This is a genomic window from Loktanella sp. 3ANDIMAR09 (assembly GCF_001420005.1).
GTDB lineage: Bacteria > Pseudomonadota > Alphaproteobacteria > Rhodobacterales > Rhodobacteraceae > Loktanella.
Window position 1 is genome coordinate 248866 of sequence record NZ_LJAK01000005.1, and the last position, 20252, is coordinate 269117.

The following is a 20252-nucleotide window of genomic DNA, read 5'->3' on the forward strand; positions in this document are numbered from 1 at the left end:
TGCCGGACTTTGCGCGAGATGGCAGACGTGGCTGGATTTTGGCTGCGGGTGTCCTGGCTTCGTCGATGGGGTTCATCGACGGCACGGTCGTCAGTATTGCCATTCCCGCGATTCGCGCATCGCTTGGTGCGACGCTTGATCAGGCCACCTGGATCAACAACGCCTATATGCTGACATTGTCGGCCCTCATCCTGACCGGTGGGGCCTATGGAGACAGGTTCGGTCTGGCGCGGGTCTTCTCGCTTGGTGTCGGGTTGTTCCTGATGACCTCGCTTCTCTGCGCTGTGGCACCGACCCCGGACCTGCTGATCGTCGCACGATTGGCCCAGGGCGTGGGTGCAGCCCTGATGGTGCCGGGCTCATTGGCCATGATTTCGCGGGCCTACCCCCGCGAACAGCGCGGACGCGCAATCGGCATCTGGGCCGCAGCATCGGGCCTGACAACTGCTGCGGGGCCGATCGTAGGCGGGCTTTTGCTTTCGTCCGGTGCCCCAGAGGCCTGGCGCGGTATCTTTGCGATCAACCTGCCGCTTGGCCTTGCGACGCTGTTTCTGGTCTGGCGGGCGGTCAATGCCGACCCGCGCCGCCAGGGCGAACCGGTCGATATCGCGGGCGCGGTGCTGGCGATCACCGGACTGGGCCTGCTGGCCTGGACACTGACCCATCTGGAGGGGAGCAATGACACCCGCCTGACGGTCCTGACCGGCGTGGCAGGCTGTCTGGTCCTCGCGGTGTTTCTGGCCCAGCAACGTCGCGCAGCGGCCCCGATGATGCCGCTGTGGATGTTCCGCAACCGGACGTTTTCGGCGGCGAATGCGTCGACCTTTCTATTGTATTTCGGCATGTCGGCGATCCTGTTCTTCTTGCCGATGCTCACCGTGGCGGGTTGGGGTCTGACGGCCTTTCAGACGATCTTTGCCTTTGGGCCGATCACCTTGTTCATCGCGGCGTTTTCCACCCGGTTCGGCAAGATGGCGGACCAGCACGGTGCCGGTCCCCTGATCACCGGCGGATCAGCGCTGGTCGCGGTCGGCTATGCGGGCCTTGCACTGGTGATCCCGTCCCAGAATTTCTGGCTGGGGGTTTTGCCGACCATGGGGGTCGTCGGACTGGGCATGAGCATGGTCGTAGCTCCCCTGTCTGCCAGCATCATGGGCGCGGCAGGTCCGGGACGCGACGGGATTGCATCGGGGATCAACAACGCTGTCAGCCGGATCGCAGGGTTGATCGCCGTGGCGGCGATGTCGTCGGTCGTGGCCATCGGCTATGCGATCAACGGCGGGCCCGCCAGCTTTGGCGAGGTATCCACCCTGCCCGGCCATCTGGACGCGATGAACAGCGGGTTCGCCTTGATTGCTTGGGGGGCATCCGGGCTGGCGGCGCTGTCGGCCATCATAGCGGCACTGCTGGTCAGGCGTTGATCCGGTGCCAGCCCTGTGCCAGTTCCAGCAACCGGCGATCATCACGGGCGCGCCCGATGAATTGCAGGCCCATCGGTTCCCCCGCCGCGGTCTGTGGCAGCGGCACCGCGACGGCTGGCAGGCCGATCAGCGACGCAGGGACCACGACCTCCATCCAGCGGTGGTAGGTGTCCATCGTGACCCCCGCGATATCCCGGGGCCAGGTCCAGTCCAGCGGAAACGGCCAGCATTGCGCCGTGGGCAGCACCACCGCATCCACCCGATCAAACAGACGTGCCGCCGCACGAAACCAATCAGACCGGATGTTACTGGCACGCTGGATGTCGCGCGCCGACAGGGCGCGGCCCCGTTCGATTTCCCAGATCGCCTCGGGTTTGAGGGCGTCACGGGTGGCGGCATTGTCGTAAAGTGACCCGAGGCTGCCCGCGATAGCAAAGCTGCGCAGTGTGATCCAACTGTCCCAGAGTGCTGCTGCATCAAACGGTGGGGTAATCTGCATCACCGAACAGCCCAGATCCGACATGCGATGGATTTGCGTTGCACAATGATCCAGCACACCGTCCTCCATCGGGTAGGCCCCGCCCCAGTCACCCAGCCAGCCGATGCGGCGCCCCGTCAGATCGGCGTCCAGGCTGCCATGCACATAGGCTGGCAAACCATGCGGCTGGCGTGGATCATGGCCCGACTGCGTGGCCAGCAAGGCAGAGAGATCGGCAGGGCTGCGCGCCATGGGGCCATTGGTGGACAACTGATGCAGGAAACTGTCGCCAGCGGGTTCCGACGGGACCAGCCCCCATGTCGGGCGCATGCCGTAAACACCGTTCCAGCCCGCGGGGTTGCGCAGACTGCCCATCATGTCGGACCCGTCCGCCACTGCGATCATGCGGGACGACAGCGCAACGGCGGCACCGCCGGATGATCCCCCGGCACTGCGTCCGCGCCGCAATCCGTTCTGCGTCGCACCAAACACCGGATTAAAGGTGTGACTGCCCAGACCGAATTCCGGGGTATTCGTCTTGCCGATCACGATGGCACCGGCGTCCTGCATCCGCTGCACCATGATGTCGGATGTTTTCGCAACGCGCCCGGCCAAGGCGGGCGACCCCATGGACGTGGGCAGACCTGCGGCATTGGACAGATCCTTGACCGCGATGGGAATGCCATGCAGCCAGCCCTTGCGCGGGACGTTGTCCGCCGCGCGCGCCTCGGCCAGCAAATCGTCGGCATCGCGCAGGGCGACGATGGCATTCAGATCCGGGTTGCGCCGTGCAATCCGGTCAAGCGTTGCCTGCATCACCTGTTCGGCCGTCAGCTGGCCATCGGCCAAGGCTGCGGACAGCGACAGTGCATCCTGGTCAAGTATATGGTCCATGCCGCCACCTGACCCTGCCGGGTCAGGATTGGCAAGGTTCAGTCCTCTGCCGTCGCTTCGGCGCGGGATTTACCGCTGACATCCATCGCCAGTGTCGCCGCCATCAGACCATCCAGATCGCCGTCCAGCACGCCCGAGGTATCCGACGTCTCGTAGCGGGTGCGCAGGTCCTTGACCATCTGGTAAGGCTGCAAAACGTAGGACCGGATCTGGTTGCCCCAGCCCGCGTCGCCCTTGTTTTCATGCGCCTCGTTGATCGCTGCGTTCCGGCGGTCCAGTTCGATCTGATACAGGCGGGATTTCAGCGCCTTCATCGCGATATCACGGTTCTGGTGCTGGGATTTTTCCGAGCTGGTCACGACGATGCCGGTCGGTTCATGGGTGATCCGCACCGCCGAATCCGTGGTGTTCACGTGCTGACCGCCCGCCCCCGACGACCGGTAGGTGTCGATGCGGATATCGGATGGGTTCACCTCGATTTCGATGTTGTCATCGACGACCGGATAGACCCAGACCGACGAAAACGACGTATGCCGCTTGGCTGCGGAATCGTAGGGGCTGATCCGCACCAGACGGTGCACACCGGATTCGGATTTCAGCCAGCCATAGGCGTTCGGGCCGCTGATTTTCAGCGCGGTCGATTTGATGCCGACCTCTTCGCCCTGGCTTTCGGACTGCAATTCGACCTTGTAGCCCTTTTTCTCGGCCCAGCGAATGTACATGCGCTTGAGCATGTTGGCCCAGTCACAGGATTCGGTGCCGCCCGCGCCCGCGTTGATTTCAAGGAAGGTATCGTTGCCGTCCGCCTCGCCGTTCAAGAGCGCCTCCAGCTCTTTTTCGGCGGCCTTGGCGCGCAGTGCAGTCAGGGCCTCCTCGGCCTCGGCAACCACACCGGCGTCGCCTTCCATTTCGCCCAGCTCGATCAGTTCGACGTTGTCCGACAATTCCTGTTTAATGCTGTGGTAGCTGTCCATCGCATCAACCAGCACCTGCCGTTCGCGCATCAGTTTCTGCGCGTTTGCCGGATCGTCCCACAGGGTCGGGTCCTCGACGCGGGCGTTGAATTCCTCCAGCCGGTGGGCAGCCGTGTCATAGTCCAGACGCTGCGCCAACAGTGCCAGCGATTTCTGAATGGCGGCGATGGTGGTTTCAGTCTCGGCGCGCATGGCAGCCCCTCATCAAAATAGGATCGGGCCGGGAATACCCCGGCCCGCTGACGTCGGCAAGCGACGCAGGTTAATATAGGCCGCCCGACGACAATGCGCCGGCGGTAGCACGCGGCCCGACCGTCGCCGTGGCCCCGGTCGAGGTCGTGACCTGACGTGCCGCTTGCGGCACCTCGTCGAACAACGGCAGGTCAGCCGCCATGGCAAAGCCACCGTCAAAGGTGATGCCAAAGATCGGCTCTTCGCCAGCGCGGAAACATTCCGCGATGATGTTGTCACCCGATGCACCGTCGGGCATCCGTGCGCCGGTAAAACGGTCGATGTTGATGAATTGACAGCTTTGGGGGGCGCGAAACGCCGTGCCGCCATAGGTCTTGATCGCCTCGCGCATGAAGGCGTTGAACACGGGCGCGCAAATTCCGCCGCCCGAGGCGCTTTTGCCCATGGGACGCGGGTTGTCGAAACCGATGTAGCAACCCGCAGCGATATTGGACGAAAATCCGACGAACCAGGCGTCCTTTTCATCATTGGTCGTGCCGGTCTTGCCTGCGATGGCCACAGGCAGATTGATCGCATTCTTGGCTGTGCCGCGATCAACCACGCCCTGCATCATCGAGGTCAGCTGGTAGGCCGTCACCTCGTTCATCACGCGCTGGCGGTTTGACGTGATGGTGGGGGCCTCGCCGGACGGCAGGCTGGTCAGGGCGCAATCCTCGCAGATCCGCTGATCGTGACGATAGACGGTGTTGCCGAAACGGTCCTGCACCCGGTCGACAAGCGTGGGTTCAACCCGTTCACCGCCATTGGCAAACATCGCATAGGCGGCAACCATCTTGAACAATGTCGTTTCATCGGACCCCAGCGAGGCTGCCAGCACGCGATTCATCCGGTCATAGACGCCGAATTTTTCGGCGTAATTGCCGACGGTATCGATCCCGACCTCCTGGGCCAGACGGATGGTCATCAGGTTGCGCGACTGCTCAATACCCGTGCGCAGCGGCGTGGGGCCATAGAACCGGTTGGAATAGTTCTGCGGCCGCCACACGCCCTGCGGGGTGTTGATCTCGATCGGTGCGTCAACGACCACCGTTGCGGGCGAATAGCCTGAATCAAGCGCTGCCGCATAGACGAACGGCTTGAAACTGGATCCGGGCTGGCGGTTTGCCTGCGTTGCACGGTTGAACACCGACGACTGATAGGAAAATCCGCCCTGCATCGCCAACACGCGGCCCGTATTCACGTCCATCGCCATGAATGCGCCCTGCACCTCTGGGGTTTGCCGCAGGGTCCAGCGGATCAGCGATCCATCGGCGTCATTGGTCATCTGCCGTACGTGGACGACGTCACCCACCTCAAAGTTGGCAAAGAAATCGCCCGACATCCACGCGATATCCTCGCGCGGGATGGACTTGACCTCTGGCTGGCCCTCGACGCCGACGGTCAGTTCCTGATCGGCGATGTCCAGCACCACGGCGGGATACCAGCGGCTTTCCAACGTGATGTCGCGGGCCACCTGGAGGTCGGCCAAGGCATCGCGCCAGTTGTCCAGCTGATCGGCGGGAATGGTTTCACCGGTGCCGCGCCAGCGCCCCTGCCCACGGTCATAGTTTTCAAGTGCCCGTTGCAGCGCATGGGCCGCCTCGACCTGCAAGGACGGGTCGACCGTGGCGCGGATCGCCAGACCACCGGAGAAAAATTCGTCCTCGCCAAAGTTCTGGCTGAGCTGGCGGCGGATCTCGTCGGTGAAATAATCACGCGGCGGGAGTTCGGACCGAAAGCTCTCGAAATCACCGTTCTGCACGGTGCGCAGCGGGGCCACGCGCGCGGTCTGATAGGTTTCTTCGTCGATATAGCCGTTTTCCCACATCTCGCGCAGCACGAATGCGCGCCGGGCCACGGACCGGTCGTATTGGCGCACGGGGTCATAATCCGACGGGGCCTTGGGCAGGACGGCCAGATAGGCCGCTTCTTCGACGGTCAGTTCGGTCAGTGGCTTGTTGAAATAGGTCAGTGCCGCTGCGGTCACGCCGTAGCTGTTCTTGCCCAGAAAAATCTCGTTCAGATACAGTTCGAGGATCTTTTCCTTGGGCATCGCGCCCTCGATCCGGCTGGCAAGGATGATTTCCTTGATTTTGCGTTCTGCCGACCGCGATCCGTCCAGCAGGAAGTTTTTCATCACCTGCTGGGTGATTGTGGATGCGCCGCGCACGTCCTCGCCACGGGATTTCACCGCATCCACAAAGGCCGAGGCCATGCCGACAGGATCGTAACCTTCGTGGATGTAGAAATTCTTGTCCTCGGCGGAAATGAACGCCTGCTTGACGATATCGGGGATTTCCTCGGCCGGGGTGAACAGGCGGCGTTCGACGGCGAATTCGTCGATGATATTGCCCTCGCCGGAATAGATCCGGCTGATCGTCTTGGGCGTATATTGTGCCAGCGTGTCGTAGGACGGCAGGTCGCGGCCATACAGGTAGAACACCGCACCGATGCTGACGGCCAGCATGGCAAGGCCCAGTGTCGCCATCGAAAAGATGGCGCCGAAAAAGGACATGATGAAACGCAGCACGTAACCCTACCTTGGTGTGTGAAACTTGCCCGCTTATAGGGCGGACATGTGGTTACGTCAAAAGCGGAAGCACCCGATGACGGCCGGTTTCCGCGCCCGTCCGGATCACGACTGCATGAGGTCGCGCCCTACTGCCGCAAGAGGGGTGCACGCGCGGCCTGCGCATCGACCCAAGCCAGGATCGCAGTGGTCAACCCCGCCACGATCGGCGCACGTCCCTGCGGTGTGGACAGGGTCTCGCGGTCGCCTGCGTCGGACAGAAATCCCGCCTCGACCAGGACCGATGCGAAATCGGCAGCGTTCAGCACCGCCAATCGTCCCTCGCGCCGCGCGCGGGTGTTCACGCGTGCGCCCGACTGGCGCAGGCCCGCCACGATCGCCTGGGCCAATTGATCCGATGCAGGCCGTGTCTGCGCCCGTGCAAGGTCCATCAAAACGGTTGCAACACGGTCGTCCTGCCCCGTCAGATCCAGCCCAGCCAGCAAATCGCCCCGTTCGTGCCGTTCGGCCATGCGCTGCGATGCGCGGTCCACACCTTCGGCACTCAGGGTATAGACCGACGCGCCCTGCGCGCCACCCTCGTCCAGCGCATCGGCATGCAGCGAAATCAGCGCATCCGCCCGCGCCGCCCGCGCGATGGTCATGCGCGCCTCCAGCGGGACAAAGTCATCGGCCTGCCGGGTCAGTACCGCGCGCAACCGGCCCGTGCGGTTCAGGGCGTCGGCCAGCTCGATCCCCAGTGCCAGCATCAGGTCGGCCTCCTTGACCCCGCCGCGCAAGGCACCGGGATCGACACCGCCGTGACCGGGATCGATCACGATGACGGGCGGGCCCGCGTCGGGATCGGGGGCGGTCAGCGCGGGCGCAGGCAGGCTGCGATCCAGCGATCCGCCCGTGGCCGCGGCAAAACTGGCGGCATCGGTGGGGGCCAGCCGGATGCTCAGGGCAGCACGCCCCGTCAGATCATCGACACGCAGCCCGGCTGTGGTCAATGCCAGCGGTGCCGCGATGGCCACCGTCAGGGACGACCACCCCGGCCGCGGCACGCCAAACCCCAGATCGGTCGCCAGCCCGCCCCGCAACAGGTCCGCAGGCTGCAAGCCGGACCAATCCACCTCGCGGAATTCAACGACAAGCCTCATCGGATTGTCGAGGGTGAACACCCGGTAGGGCACCGGTTGCGACAGGGACAGGTCTACCACCAGATCGCCGCCCGCATCTGCAATCCGGCTTTGTGTTGGATCGACCCGCGCCAATGCGCCGAAATCCTGCGCCGCAAGCGGGCCAGCCATCAACAGCAGCAACGCCAGCGCGCGGATCATCGCTCGGCCATGAATGCGGTCAGGCGGCGCAATCCCTCGGCCATGTCGGCTGTCGATCCGGCATAGGAAAACCGCAACCAGCGGTGGCCGTCCCGCGGGTCGAAATCCAGCCCCGGTGTGACGGCGACACCCGCACGGTCCAGAATTTCGGCTGCAAAGGCCAGCGCATCGTCCGTATGGTCGCTGACATCGGCGTAGACGTAGAACGCCCCGTCGGGTGGCGCAAAGGTGCCAAAACCGGCCTTGGGCAGCCCCTCCAGCAACAAGGCGCGGTTGGCGGCGTAAACGTCCAGATTGGCATCCAGTTCGGGGCGCGCGTCCATCGCATGCAGCGCCAGTCGCTGCGAGGCGTGGGACGGACAAATGAACATGTTTTGCGCCAGTCTCTCGACCTGGCGGACGTGATCGGCCGGCACGACCATCCAGCCCACGCGCCAGCCTGTCATCGAGAAATACTTGGAAAACGAATTGATGACATAGACATCATCCGTGACCTCCAGCGCGCTGACGGCGCGGGTGCCATAGTCGATCCCGTGATAAATCTCGTCCGAGATCAGCGCGGTGTTCGTATCTTCGCAGGCATAGGCCAATGCGGCCAGTTCGGTTTTCGACAGCATCGTGCCGGTGGGATTGGCCGGTGAGGCCACGATCAGACCGTCCAGCCCGTCCACATCACCCGGTTGTGGCTGAAACCGCCCCTGCGGTGTCGTCGTGATTTCGGCCGGGGTCAGCCCCATCGCGCGCAGGATCTGGCGGTAGCTGGGATAGCAGGGCAGCCCCAGCCCCACCCGGTCGCCATTGTCGAACAGGGCCGAAAACGCCAGCACAAAGGCACCCGACGCACCCGCCGTCACGACAACGCGCGCAGGGTCCAGATCAATGCCGTAAATCTCGCCATAGTGCTGCGCGATCCGCGACCGCAATGCCGGCAGACCAAGGCCCACGGTATAACCCAGCGTATCCGACAGGTCCGATTTCAGCGCCGCGAGTGCGGCGGCGGGTGCGCCGGTTCCGGGTTGGCCCACCTCCATATGGATGATCGACCGGCCTGCGGCCTCGGCCTTGCGGGCGGATTCCATGACGTCCATCACGATAAAGGGATCGACGTCACCACGGGTGGATTGTCTCATGCCTGACCTTTTATGCTCTTTGCCATGCTTGTGCCCGCGCAGGCTGGTCTGCGTCAACCACGGCGCTTGGCAGTTGGGCGGTTCTATGGTCATCTGCTGCGCGTAACCTAACCGAAAGACATGCCATGCGTCTCGCCTTTGCCGCCCTCGCCGCCCTGACCATCGCCCTGCCCGCGCAGGCCCAGACACAGATGTCAGAGGCAGAACGCGATGCATTCCGGGCAGAGGTGCGCGCCTACCTCATGGAAAACCCCGAGGTCATCATGGAAGCCATCGACGTGCTGCAAGCCCGCGAAGAAGCGATGCAGGCACAGGCCGACGCCGCCATGGTGCAGTCCCAGATGGAAGCGCTGACCAACGACGGGTTTTCATTTGTTGACGGCAATCCGGACGGCGACATCACGATCGTTGAATTCATGGATTACCGTTGCGGCTACTGCAAACGTGCCTTTCCCGAGGTCGAAACCCTGCTGTCCGCCGACGGCAACATCCGCCTGATCGTCAAGGAATTCCCGATTCTGGGCGAGGAATCGGTGCTGGCCTCTCGGTTTGCCATCGCGACCAAGATGGTCGCAGGGAACGATGCCTACAAGGCGGTCCACGACACGCTGATGGCATTGAACGGCAGCCCCAATATCGACACGCTGGTGCGGCTGGGGAACACGCTGGGACTGGATACCGAAGCAATCACGGCCATGATGAACGACGATGCGGTCACGCAGGTAATCGCCAACAATCACGCGCTGGGTCAGGCGCTGCGGATCAGTGGCACGCCGACCTTTGTCGTGGCCGACCAGATGGTGCGCGGTTATGTGCCGGCCGATCAGCTGCAACAGTTGGTGGACGACCTGCGCAGCTGACCGATCACGCCTGCGTCAGTTGCCGCGGCATCAGGCCGCGCTAGGTCAGCCTCAATCGTAAACATCGGAGACTGACATGAAAACGACACGTCGCACATTCCTCATTTCCGGCGCGGCCGCAGGGTCCATGACCGTGCTGCCTTTTGCAGCGCAGGCCGCCGCCCATACGTCCAACGTGTTCAACACGCCAGCTGGCGACATCACTGTCCACCCGGTCGAACACGCATCCATCGTGCTGGAAACGCCTGTCGGCACGATCTACGTCGATCCGGTCGGTGATCCCTCCCTTTATGCGAATTTCCCGCGCCCCGATCTGGTGATGATCACGCACGAGCACGGCGACCACTACAATGTGGACACGCTGAATGGCGTCATCACCGATGCGACCGTCATGTTCGCCAACCCCGCCGTATTCGACATGATGCCCGAAAACCTTCAGGCTGTGACAACCTCCATCGCCAATGGCGAAACAGGCATGTTCGACACCCTCGGAATCGAGGCGATCCCGGCCTACAACATCACCGAGGAACGCCTGAACTTTCACCCCGAAGGCCGCGACAACGGCTATATCCTTGGCTTTGACGGGTTCCGCATCTACGTGTCCGGCGACACCGAGGACACGCCCGAGATGCGCGCGTTGACGGAAATCGACCTGGCCTTTGTGTCGAACAACCTGCCGTTCACCATGGATATGGAGGCCGCCGCATCCGCCGTGAACGAGTTCGCGCCGACCTATGTCTATCCCTACCACTACCGTGGCCGCGACGGCGGCACACAGGACCCCAATGCCTTTGCCGAACTGGTCGATGACGGGATCGAGGTGCGGATCGGTGACTGGTATGGTGGCGACGTGATGCCGTCCTGACGCATCAGCCGGAACACAAGACAAAGGCGTCAGAGCGATCTGGCGCCTTTTTTCATGGGCAAGACCACAGCCGGACTGCGCCGGATGTGCAGGGTGCCTATGCCGGGATGGGCGGAAATCCCCCTTGCTATATGGCAAGATTCGGCTCGTCGTTTTCCATCACGCTTGCCCGGCGCGTCACGCTGAACCTAGCCTTGCAACATCGGGTCTGATCGCATCGCGAGCCAAGAGGAGGACGCACATGAAACTGACAGGTATCACGGGCGACCGTCGCCGTTCACGACACCTGCTGGGCTGTCTCGCCGTGACCGTGACCCTTGTCTGGCCTGCGGCAACCTCTGCAGATCAACTGCCAAAGGGGGCATTTTACCTGACAAACCAGTTTCGCGCGCTATCGGGTGAATGCCTGGAGGGCAATCACGTCGCAGGTGCCCGTGGCGGTACGGCATTCATGGATCTTTGTCGGGCTGTCACCGGAAAAATGTGGCGCGCCACGCCCGTGGGTGACGGATTTTACCGCCTAACCACCCGTTTTCGCGCCGATTTCGACGAATGCCTGGAAGGCAACCAGATTGCCGGCGCGATGGGGGGCGGTGCGTTCATGGATCGCTGTCAGAATGTCTCGGGGCAACACTGGCGCATTATGCCTGCCCAAGACGGCTATTTCCATCTGACCACCCGTTTCCGCGCACCGCAAAACGAGTGCCTGGAGGGCAACCGCATTGGTGGGGACATGGGCGGGGCCGCCTTTATGGCCCCCTGTCAAAAGGTCAGCGGCCAGTTGTGGCGGGCCATCCCCGTGACCGATTAACGATCACGGCTGACGGTAACTACTCTGCCGCGTCCTGTGCGGCAGCAGCTTCCAGTTCTGCGGCTTTCTTTTCGACCTGTTCGACGATGTGCTCGATCATGTTGGCGTTGTCCTGCTTGTGGCTTTGCTTGCCCGCCAGATAGACCATGCCGTGCCCCGCGCCGCCGCCGGTGAAACCCACATCAGTCATCAGCGCCTCTCCGGGGCCGTTGACCACGCAACCGATGATCGACAGCGACATCGGCGTCTTGATGTGCTCCAGCCGTTTTTCCAACGCCTCGACGGTCTTGATCACGTCAAATCCCTGACGCGCACAGCTGGGGCAGGAAATGATATTCACGCCACGATGGCGCAGCCCCAGGGACTTCAGGATTTCGAACCCCATCTTGACCTCTTCGACCGGATCGGCGGACAGGCTGACGCGGATCGTGTCACCGATCCCCGCCCACAAGAGGTTGCCCATCCCGATCGCGGATTTGACCGTGCCGGAAATCAGGCCCCCGGCTTCGGTGATGCCCAGATGGATGGGCGCGTCGGTGGCATCGGCCAACTGCTGATAGGCCGCCGCCGCCATGAACACGTCGGACGCCTTGCAGCTGATCTTGAATTCATGAAAATCGTTGTCTTGCAGGATCTTGATATGATCCAGCCCGCTTTCGACCATCGCATCGGGACAGGGTTCACCGTATTTTTCCAACAGGTGCCGTTCAAGGCTACCGGCGTTCACGCCGATCCGGATGCTGCAATTGTGGTCGCGCGCTGCCTTGATGACCTCTTTGACGCGCTTTTCGTCACCGATGTTGCCGGGGTTGATCCGCAGACAGGCCGCCCCTGCCTCTGCCGCCTCGATCCCGCGTTTGTAGTGGAAATGGATGTCCGCCACGATGGGCACGCTGACCTCTGGGACGATCAGCTTCAGCGCCTTGCTCGATGCCTCGTCGGGCACAGACACGCGCACGATGTCGGCCCCTGCATCTGCGGCCGCCTGGATCTGTGCAATCGTCGCCTTGACGTCGGTGGTCAGCGTATTCGTCATCGTCTGGACACTGATCGGCGCATCCCCCCCAACCGGCACATTGCCGACCATGATCTGACGGGATTTGCGGCGATCGATCTCGCGCCAGGGACGGATTGAATTCAGCGACATCACGCAGCTTTCGGATCAGGACTGTTGGTCAGAACCTAATCCCTGCACAGTGCAGCGACAACCACCGGCAGGGTTTATTCGGTCACGACTTCGGCGACATTCACCACCGCCGCCAGATCGCCATCGGCCTCGAGGTCTGCCAACGCATAAGTGGCGGTCAGGCTCTCTGCGGACAGGGCAAGGTTCGAAGTGACGGTGCCTGCGGGACCGGCAGGACCGTAGTGCTGGCCATTCACGGCGAAATACACAGCGCCACTTTCTCCGACCCGCAGGGTGGCGGGCTCTTCGGTGTTGGGCAGGGCAAAGGTGTCGCCCGCGTTCATGATCCCCTCGAAGATGACGGAATCGTCTGCGGCGCGCACACGCACCCACGCAGGGCGCACAGCCACCAGCTGCACGCCGGGGGCCGGTTCTTCGCTGACCTGAATGGAGGGTCCGATCGGCGTTTCGAGCGTCGGAGCCGCATCGGCCACCGCCTGCGCAAGACCCGCATCGACGCTATTGGGGATCAACGTGCCGATCGTGCCGGGGTTCAACGTCGAAATCGGTGCGTCCCGCGCCACAAGGACCGGCACCTCGAGCGCCTGAGGGCGATACAGACGATCCAGCGCCTCGGTGCTGGTTCCGGCAAATTCGGGCGCTGCATCGATGTCGGTATCGGGCAATGCGGAGGCACCGGCCAGCGGGTCAAGATCAGTCAGCACGACCGGGGTTTGTTCGACAGGGGCAAGGCGCACTTTTTGCACCTCTTGCAGAATGGCGAAACCGCCCCACCCCAGACTGCCGATCAACGCGACCAGCACCAGCAACGACCCGACAGCGGCGGGTTCGACACCCGTGAACATCCGGTCGCCGCGTGGGACGAATGGCGTGGCCGAACTGGCAAAGATATCACGACCCATATTGGGCGCTGCGGTGCCGACAGCGGGTTTGGTCGATGATGCCGCCTTGGACATCCCGTGGGCCGTGGCAAAACCGCTTTCACGGCAGAATGTGTCAAACGCCCAGTCTGGGTCCATCTTGAGATAGCGCGCATAGGACCGCACGTAGCCGGCAATGAAACCCGGTGTGTCAAAGGCAGCAGGATCGGCATTTTCAATCGCGGCAATGTAGGACGCCTTGATTTTAAGCTCGCTTTGAACGTCCAAGAGGCTCTTGCCCAAGGTGGCACGCTCGCCGCGCATCAGGTCGCCAAGGCGCAAGTCGAATGCGTCGAATCCCTTGGATTCGATCTCATCGGGCGTTTTGTTTCGCCGAAAAGTCTTTACGATCATATGCTTAACCGCCGCCTGCCCTGCCTTATGTCATTATCTCACATAAATGCGACCCAAAGTCGATTTATTTATGGAAAGTTGACACACAACATCTAGCAGACCGTCACAGCCTTTGCACTCGCAGAAAGGTCAGCCCGCTAAATCGGCGCGATTCAGCGCACAGTGGGACCACAGACCGTCCAGGGCACGCACCAGCGTGTCCATTTCGCGCGGACCATGCACCGGTGAGGGCGTGAAACGCAGGCGTTCTGTTCCGCGCGGCACGGTCGGATAGTTGATCGGCTGCACGTAGATTCCGTAATCCTGCAGCAGCATGTCGGACAGTTTCTTGGTGTGCTTCGGATCACCCACGATCAGCGGCACGATATGGCTGCCGTGGTCGATGATGGGCAGGCCCATCCCCTTGAGCCGGGTTTTCAGGATGGCGGCTTGCGTCTGCTGCGCGTCGCGCAACCCCTGATCGGTCTTGAGATGGCGCACACTGGCGGCAGCCCCTGCCGCCACGGCTGGCGGAATCGAAGTGGTAAAGATGAAACCCGGCGCATAGGACCGCACCGCATCGCACATCCGCGCCGAGGCCGCAATGTAGCCGCCCATCACGCCATACGCCTTGGCCAGTGTCCCGTTGATGATGTCGATCCGCCCCATCAACCCGTCACGTTCGGCCACACCCGCACCGCGTGGGCCATACATGCCGACCGCGTGAACCTCGTCGATATAGGTCAGTGCGTTGAATTCCTGTGCCAGGTCGCAGATTTCTGCGATCGGGCCAAAATCGCCGTCCATCGAATAGATCGATTCAAATGCGATCAGCTTGGGGGCTGCGGGATCATCCGCTGCCAGCAATTCACGCAGATGCGCCACATCGTTGTGGCGAAAGATCCGCTTGGCCCCGCCATTGCGGCGCACGCCTTCGATCATGGAGGCATGATTCAGCGCATCCGAATAGATGATCAGACCGGGAAACAGTTTCGGCAGGGTCGACAGCGTCGCGTCATTGGCGATGTAGGCGCTGGTAAAGAGCAGCGCTGCTTCCTTGCGGTGCAGATCGGCCAACTCTGCCTCCAGGCGCTTGTGATAGACGGTGGTGCCGGAAATGTTGCGTGTGCCCCCCGATCCCGCGCCCGTGGCGTCCAGTGCCTCGTGCATGGCGGACAGCACGACCGGATGCTGGCCCATGCCCAGATAATCGTTTCCGCACCAGACGGTGACCGGCTGGGTGCTGCCATCGGGTTTGTTCCAGACAGCATGTGGATACTGACCCCGAGTGCGTTCGATGTCGATGAATGTGCGATACCGGTCTTCGGCATGCAGACGGTCGATAGCGGTCGCGAGGGCAGCGTCGTAATTCACCGGGCAGGTCCTGTCATCGTTTCATCGGTCCCGGACATATAGGGCGCATCACCGGACGACAATACGCGACCCACTGTCACGCTACTGGCACATGTTGTGAAACCGACTAGGTTTGAATGCAAATAGCTTAGAAAGACGCAGCCATGCCCCTTGACCCAGTCCTCGACCACATCGACGCAAACCTCGATCCTGCGACCGAACGGCTGCTGGAGCTGCTCCGCATTCCATCGATTTCCACCGATCCCGCCTACAAGGGCGATTGCGACCGTGCGGCCGACTGGCTGGTTGCGGACCTGCAATCCATCGGATTCGCGGCCACCAAACACCCGACAACCGGACACCCGATGGTGGTCGCGCAGTCCGGTGGCGAGGGCCCCAGCATCCTGTTTTACGGGCATTACGACGTGCAACCCGTGGACCCGCTGCACCTGTGGGACCGGGACCCGTTCGATCCGGCAATCGAGCAGACCGACAAGGGCCCCGTGATCCGTGGCCGTGGCGCATCCGACGACAAGGGCCAGCTGATGACCTTCATCGAGGCCTGTCGCGCCTGGAAAGCGGTGCATGGCTCCCTGCCCGGCAACATCACCATCTTTTTCGAAGGCGAAGAAGAATCAGGCTCGCCATCGCTGATCCCGTTTCTGAAGGAAAACACCGATCTGTTGCGCGCGGATATCGCGCTGATCTGCGACACCGGCCTTTACGGTGATTCCACACCGGCGATCATCACGCAATTGCGCGGACTGCTGGGCGAAGAGGTCACGATCACCGGCCCGTCCAAGGATTTGCATTCGGGGATGTATGGCGGGATCGCGATGAACCCTGCCCGCGTTCTGGCCAAGGTGATTGCCGCATTGCATGACGAGACGGGCCGCATCACGGTGCCCGGATTTTATGATGGCGTGCCGGAACTGTCGAACGAACTGGCCGCCGCATGGGACGACCTGAATTTCGACGCCGCAGCGTTCCTGGGCGAAGTCGGGCTGAAATATCCCGCCGGCGAACAGGGCCGCCGCCCGCTGGAAATGATCTGGTCGCGCCCCACCTGCGAGGTCAACGGCATGACCGCAGGCTATACCGGTGACGGGTTCAAGACCGTCCTGCCGGCGCAGGCCAGCGCGAAAATCAGTTTCCGCCTTGTGGGCCAGCAGGATCCCGAGGCGATCCGCGTTGCGTTCCGCAAACAGGTCAGCGACATGATTCCCGCCGATTGCGGTGTGACGTTTCATGCGCATGGGGCCTCGGCTGCGGGCCAGATGACCACGACCCATCCCGCATTCGATCAGGCCCGCCGCGCCCTGTCGGACGAATGGCCCAATGCGGCGGCCTATGTCGGCTGTGGCGGTTCGATCCCGATTGCCGCCTATTTCAAGACCTACCTCGACATGGACGCCATGCTGATCGGTTTCGGAAAGGACGACGATCAAATTCATTCTCCGAACGAGAAATACGACCTGTCATCCTTTCACAAGGGCACGCGCAGCTGGGCGCGAATCCTGCACGCGATGACCCGCTGACGGGGCCGCGATTTTTCGCGAAAAATCAAGAATGCGTCCGGCCTGTCGCAGGGTCGGACGCGCAACCGATTTTTCGCGAAAAATCGGCATCGAACGTGGCATGGTGAAGGGGTGAAATGGCGCGGTTGACGGGGCTCGAACCCGCGACCCCCGGCGTGACAGGCCGGTACTCTAACCAACTGAGCTACAACCGCGCATTTCATCACGTTTGCGGACGTTTCGGGGGTCAATGGCGCGGTTGACGGGGCTCGAACCCGCGACCCCCGGCGTGACAGGCCGGTACTCTAACCAACTGAGCTACAACCGCGCATCTTGACCACCTTGCGTATCGCAAAGCGTGCCGCGCTTCTATGCAAGCCCCCCTGCCCCGTCAAGCGCGAGAATGCGCAAAATGCGGCACAAGGCAGAAAATGATTGCGATGCACCTGCGCGTTCGGTTGGAGGGGGCCAGCCCCCGGTCTTGCAGACCTCCCCAGGGATATTTGAAAAACAGCGATCCCGTCAGCCCTGCGCCAGTTGCACCCGCAGATCGGCGCGGATGATCTTGCCTGTGGTGGTCAGTGGCAGGCTGTCTGCAAAGATGATGCGCCGCGGTGCCTCATGCGCGGCCAGCCGATGGCGGACATGCGCGCTCAATGTGCTGGCAAGCGCATCGTCCCCCGCCGCACCCGGCACCAGTTGCACAAACGCCACGATCATTTCGCCCCGGACAGGATCGGGCGCACCCACGACGCCGGCCATCTGGACCGCTGGATGCGTCAGCAGACAATCCTCGATTTCCGCAGGACCGATCCGGTAGCCGCCCGAAGATATGATGTCATCGTCCCGTCCCTTGAACCGGATGCGACCGTCGGTGCACGACATGCCACGATCACCGGTCAGCAGCCAGTCGCCGCGCATCTTGGCCTTTGTGGCTGCCGGATTATTCCAGTAGCGCAGGAACATGACAGGGTCGGGACCGCGGCAGGCGATATCGCCCTCGGCCCCGACAGCGCAGGGCTGGCCGTCAGCATTGATGACCTGCACATCATGACCGGGCACCGCAAACCCCATCACGCCGGGGACAGCCGGTGCCAGTGCCGCACAGGAACTGACGATCATGTTGCATTCGGTCTGACCGTAAAATTCGTTGATCGTACATCCCAGGACCCGCTGGCCCCAGTCGATCAGCTCTGTGCCCAGCGTTTCGCCACCACTGGCGACAGAGCGCAGGTTCAGTTGCGGCGGGTCGGGCATCAGCCGCATGATCTTGAGCGCGGTCGGCGGCAGAAACGCGTTGCGCACACCATGATCGCGCATCAAGGCAAAGGCTGCCTCTGCCGTGAATTTTGCAAAGCGGCAGGCCACGACGGGAATGCCGTGATGCAATGCGGGCAAGAGTACATCCAGCAATCCGCCGATCCATGCCCAATCGGCCGGCGTCCAGATCCGGTCACCGGGTTGCGGCAGGAAATCATGGCTCATCTCGACGCCCGGCAGATGGCCCAGCAAAACGCGGTGGGCGTGTAGCGCGCCTTTGGGTGGGCCAGTGGTGCCTGAGGTGTAGATCAGCAGCGCAGGGTCATCGGCTGCGGTCCGGGCCGGGGGGAAATCATCGGACAATCCGGACAAGGTCGCGTCCAGATCCGCACCGATCACGATGACGCAGGCCAGATCCGGCAGATCGGCGCGGATCGTGTCGATCTTGGCGGCCCCCGCAGCGTCGGTCACCACCACGCAGGCCCCCGAATCGCGCAATCGGTGGCGCAGGGCGTCAGGCCCGAACAGGGTAAAGAGCGGCAGGGAAATGGCCCCCAGCTTGAACGCCGCAAGGTGTGTCATCGCTGTTTCGACCGATTGCGGCAGCAGCACGCCGATCCGGCTGCCCGCGCCCGCGTGGCGTGACAGCAGCCTTGCCATCTGGTTGCTGAGACTGCGCAGCTGGCCAAAGGTCACGGTGCGCGGGTTGACACCGGATGCATCAATGATCGCGGTCGCATCGGTTCGCAGGTCCGCGATGCGGTCGCAGCAATCAACACCGATGTTGTAATGGCGAGGAATGTCCCAGCGAAACGCGGCGCGGGTCCGGGCATAGTCGGATTTCTGAATCAACATCTGCCAATCTGGCCGCGCACCACGGCGCGCGTCAAGGTTTGTGTTGATGCATGGGGGATACGGTGGTGGGTGGTGAGGGGCTCGAACCCCCGACATTTTCGGTGTAAACGAAACGATTTCGCGCCTAAGCGATTGATTTTCCGGCGTCAGGCGTTCCCAAGCGTTGCGCGGAACATCGCGGACAGATCAGGAACGAAGCGGGAATTTGGGAACGGTTTTTCGGCGGCGAAACCGGGGCCAACCGCGCACGGCATCACGAAACCCGCCGCTGCTGTCAAAACAGAAAGGACAGACAATGATGAAAGTGAATGATCCGTTTGGCGTAAATGAGGCGATATTCATGGCTCGCCGTGCTGGTTCCGGTAGATCGTTCCGATACTGGTTGCGCGAGGCCACGCGCCGGATGAAACGCCAAATTTCGCATACACAGTAGGAGGCTGACCGATGGATGATGTAACGACATGGCGACAAGGGGCTTATGCGCCAGTGAGCCGCCAACCCGTTTTGCGCGAGAATGCGGAGCGGTTTGAGCGACAAGAAAGGCACCTTGTTCGTCCATCTTTGAGGGGAAACGCAATCTGCCACTGCCCCAACCCAGACGATGCGGCCTGGATTGCCAAGCGGTTAAATCTGGCGGCGCACCTTGAGCGGCTGGCTGGAGATTTTGCGGCGGGCAAAGGCGACGGGTCTGATCTGGTTGCGTTTGTTCAATCCAGCCGTTCACAACAGGAGACCCCGACCATGACTGAACCGACGATACAGGAACGGCTGCGTGACCCGGTATGGAACAGTCTCGGCTTCTACACGGCCACTGCAAAGGAAGCCGCCGACGCCCTTGACGCCGCACAGGCCGAGATCGCGCGGCTGCGGGCGCGGGTGGCAGAGGGGCGGGGATGATGGACACCGTGACGATCCCGCGCGCTGATTACCTGCGGCTTTTGATCGCGTCCGAAGGCGACGACATGATCCATCGCTGCGAAGTGTGCGGCGCATGGATTGATCGCGACGAACCAGCGTCGGCAGTGCTAGACGACTTCATCGGATGCTGGCGCATGGCGACACGTCTCCCCAAGCACGAGAATCTGTGCGTCAGGTATCGCGCCGATTTAGCAGAACCGCCCCAAAACGCAAAAAACGCCCCCGCCGCCAATGAAGGCGACGGGGGCATCCCTATCGAAATTTGAACGCGCTGACGGCAAACCACATCGCAAACCGCCGCCAGCGCGGCACGCCGTCGGCCAGCAAGGCGTCATGGAACACCGCGCCCGCCGTCAGGCGATCCCAGCCCTGCCGCAGCAGATGGTCATGCAGCGCCGCCGCCTTGTGGAATCGCGGATCGTGCGGCGATGCG

17 protein-coding genes and 2 tRNA genes are annotated in these 20252 nt (G+C 62.4%); 7 read left to right on the plus strand and 12 right to left on the minus strand.

What is annotated here, in order from left to right:
- The first annotated feature begins 38 nt into the window (after positions 1-38).
- Positions 39-1421, plus strand: coding sequence for an MFS transporter (locus tag AN189_RS10090; protein ID WP_253279597.1), 1383 nt, complete (start codon positions 39-41; stop codon positions 1419-1421).
- On the opposite strand, the gene AN189_RS10095 is transcribed toward AN189_RS10090, so the two are convergent.
- The 5 genes from AN189_RS10095 to AN189_RS10115 form a co-directional block, all read right to left on the minus strand.
- The gene (locus AN189_RS10095) at positions 1411-2793 is read right to left on the minus strand and encodes an amidase (protein ID WP_056034947.1); all 1383 of its coding nucleotides are present in this window, start codon (positions 2791-2793) and stop codon (positions 1411-1413) included. The two genes, AN189_RS10090 and AN189_RS10095, sit on opposite strands and share 11 nt — an antisense overlap.
- Before the next feature lie 38 nt (positions 2794-2831).
- Positions 2832-3959, minus strand: coding sequence for a peptide chain release factor 2 (prfB, locus tag AN189_RS10100; RefSeq protein ID WP_056034951.1), 1128 nt, complete (start codon positions 3957-3959; stop codon positions 2832-2834).
- 70 nt (positions 3960-4029) lie between these two features.
- Positions 4030-6528: a penicillin-binding protein 1A gene (locus AN189_RS10105; protein WP_056034955.1), complete on the minus strand. Its 2499-nt coding sequence runs from the start codon at positions 6526-6528 to the stop codon at positions 4030-4032.
- Between the two features lie 128 nt (positions 6529-6656).
- The gene (locus tag AN189_RS10110) at positions 6657-7850 is read right to left on the minus strand and encodes an N-acetylmuramoyl-L-alanine amidase (protein WP_056034960.1); all 1194 of its coding nucleotides are present in this window, start codon (positions 7848-7850) and stop codon (positions 6657-6659) included.
- Positions 7847-8980 carry a pyridoxal phosphate-dependent aminotransferase gene (locus AN189_RS10115; RefSeq protein WP_056034964.1) on the minus strand — a complete coding sequence of 378 codons (1134 nt, stop codon included), beginning with the start codon at positions 8978-8980 and terminating at the stop codon, positions 7847-7849. The genes AN189_RS10110 and AN189_RS10115 overlap by 4 nt, the downstream gene beginning before the upstream one ends.
- A gap of 125 nt (positions 8981-9105) precedes the next feature.
- On the opposite strand from AN189_RS10115, the gene AN189_RS10120 reads away from it, so the two are divergent.
- From AN189_RS10120 to AN189_RS10130, 3 genes are all read left to right on the plus strand, one after another.
- Positions 9106-9840, plus strand: coding sequence for a DsbA family protein (locus AN189_RS10120; RefSeq protein WP_056034966.1), 735 nt, complete (start codon positions 9106-9108; stop codon positions 9838-9840).
- 76 nt (positions 9841-9916) lie between these two features.
- Positions 9917-10705, plus strand: coding sequence for an MBL fold metallo-hydrolase (locus AN189_RS10125; RefSeq protein ID WP_056034970.1), 789 nt, complete (start codon positions 9917-9919; stop codon positions 10703-10705).
- 241 nt (positions 10706-10946) lie between these two features.
- Positions 10947-11516 (plus strand): RICIN domain-containing protein, encoded by a 570-nt coding sequence (locus AN189_RS10130; RefSeq protein WP_056034972.1) that lies wholly within the window; start codon positions 10947-10949, stop codon positions 11514-11516.
- 19 nt (positions 11517-11535) lie between these two features.
- Here the strand turns inward: AN189_RS10130 and ispG are convergent, their stop codons facing one another.
- The 3 genes from ispG to hemA all read right to left on the minus strand — a co-directional run bounded on the left by ispG (position 11536) and on the right by hemA (position 15290).
- Positions 11536-12663: a flavodoxin-dependent (E)-4-hydroxy-3-methylbut-2-enyl-diphosphate synthase gene (gene ispG / locus AN189_RS10135; RefSeq protein WP_056035082.1), complete on the minus strand. Its 1128-nt coding sequence runs from the start codon at positions 12661-12663 to the stop codon at positions 11536-11538.
- Positions 12664-12737: 74 nt separating this feature from the next.
- Positions 12738-13937, minus strand: a complete 1200-nt coding sequence (locus tag AN189_RS10140) for a helix-turn-helix domain-containing protein (RefSeq protein WP_056034975.1) — start codon at positions 13935-13937, stop codon at positions 12738-12740.
- 129 nt (positions 13938-14066) lie between these two features.
- Entirely contained in the window at positions 14067-15290 is a 1224-nt protein-coding gene (hemA, locus tag AN189_RS10145; protein WP_056034978.1) for a 5-aminolevulinate synthase, read from the minus strand.
- 143 nt (positions 15291-15433) lie between these two features.
- Between hemA and AN189_RS10150 the strand changes: the two genes are divergently transcribed.
- Entirely contained in the window at positions 15434-16807 is a 1374-nt protein-coding gene (locus AN189_RS10150; protein WP_056034981.1) for a M20/M25/M40 family metallo-hydrolase, read from the plus strand.
- Between the two features lie 117 nt (positions 16808-16924).
- On the opposite strand, the gene AN189_RS10155 is transcribed toward AN189_RS10150, so the two are convergent.
- The 3 genes from AN189_RS10155 to AN189_RS10165 form a co-directional block, all read right to left on the minus strand.
- Positions 16925-17001, minus strand: a tRNA-Asp gene (locus AN189_RS10155).
- A 36-nt stretch (positions 17002-17037) separates the two neighbouring features.
- Positions 17038-17114: transfer RNA gene (locus AN189_RS10160), tRNA-Asp, on the minus strand.
- Between the two features lie 194 nt (positions 17115-17308).
- Positions 17309-18901: an AMP-binding protein gene (locus AN189_RS10165; RefSeq protein WP_056034984.1), complete on the minus strand. Its 1593-nt coding sequence runs from the start codon at positions 18899-18901 to the stop codon at positions 17309-17311.
- Positions 18902-19345: 444 nt separating this feature from the next.
- Here AN189_RS10165 and AN189_RS10175 point away from each other — a divergent pair, with 444 nt between their 5' ends.
- Positions 19346-19798, plus strand: coding sequence for a hypothetical protein (locus AN189_RS10175; protein WP_157057446.1), 453 nt, complete (start codon positions 19346-19348; stop codon positions 19796-19798).
- Positions 19795-20085 (plus strand): hypothetical protein, encoded by a 291-nt coding sequence (locus AN189_RS10180; protein ID WP_056034992.1) that lies wholly within the window; start codon positions 19795-19797, stop codon positions 20083-20085. The genes AN189_RS10175 and AN189_RS10180 overlap by 4 nt, the downstream gene beginning before the upstream one ends.
- Here the strand turns inward: AN189_RS10180 and AN189_RS10185 are convergent.
- Positions 20072-20252 (minus strand): DUF1353 domain-containing protein (locus AN189_RS10185; RefSeq protein ID WP_157057447.1); only part of this gene is annotated, 181 nt, incomplete at its 5' end. The two genes, AN189_RS10180 and AN189_RS10185, sit on opposite strands and share 14 nt — an antisense overlap.

Excerpts from the sequence above, each read along its gene's own strand:
- AN189_RS10115 (WP_056034964.1), bottom strand. The coding sequence starts at position 8,980 with ATGAGACAATCCACCCGTGGTGACGTCGATCCCTTTATCGTGATGGAC.
- AN189_RS10120 (WP_056034966.1), top strand. The coding sequence starts at position 9,106 with ATGCGTCTCGCCTTTGCCGCCCTCGCCGCCCTGACCATCGCCCTGCCC.
- AN189_RS10175 (WP_157057446.1), top strand. The coding sequence starts at position 19,346 with ATGGATGATGTAACGACATGGCGACAAGGGGCTTATGCGCCAGTGAGC.
- prfB (WP_056034951.1), bottom strand. The coding sequence starts at position 3,959 with ATGCGCGCCGAGACTGAAACCACCATCGCCGCCATTCAGAAATCGCTG.
- ispG (WP_056035082.1), bottom strand. The coding sequence starts at position 12,663 with ATGTCGCTGAATTCAATCCGTCCCTGGCGCGAGATCGATCGCCGCAAA.
- AN189_RS10110 (WP_056034960.1), bottom strand. The coding sequence starts at position 7,850 with ATGATCCGCGCGCTGGCGTTGCTGCTGTTGATGGCTGGCCCGCTTGCG.
- AN189_RS10130 (WP_056034972.1), top strand. The coding sequence starts at position 10,947 with ATGAAACTGACAGGTATCACGGGCGACCGTCGCCGTTCACGACACCTG.
- AN189_RS10165 (WP_056034984.1), bottom strand. The coding sequence starts at position 18,901 with ATGTTGATTCAGAAATCCGACTATGCCCGGACCCGCGCCGCGTTTCGC.
- AN189_RS10095 (WP_056034947.1), bottom strand. The coding sequence starts at position 2,793 with ATGGACCATATACTTGACCAGGATGCACTGTCGCTGTCCGCAGCCTTG.
- AN189_RS10180 (WP_056034992.1), top strand. The coding sequence starts at position 19,795 with ATGATGGACACCGTGACGATCCCGCGCGCTGATTACCTGCGGCTTTTG.
- AN189_RS10140 (WP_056034975.1), bottom strand. The coding sequence starts at position 13,937 with ATGATCGTAAAGACTTTTCGGCGAAACAAAACGCCCGATGAGATCGAA.
- AN189_RS10150 (WP_056034981.1), top strand. The coding sequence starts at position 15,434 with ATGCCCCTTGACCCAGTCCTCGACCACATCGACGCAAACCTCGATCCT.
- AN189_RS10125 (WP_056034970.1), top strand. The coding sequence starts at position 9,917 with ATGAAAACGACACGTCGCACATTCCTCATTTCCGGCGCGGCCGCAGGG.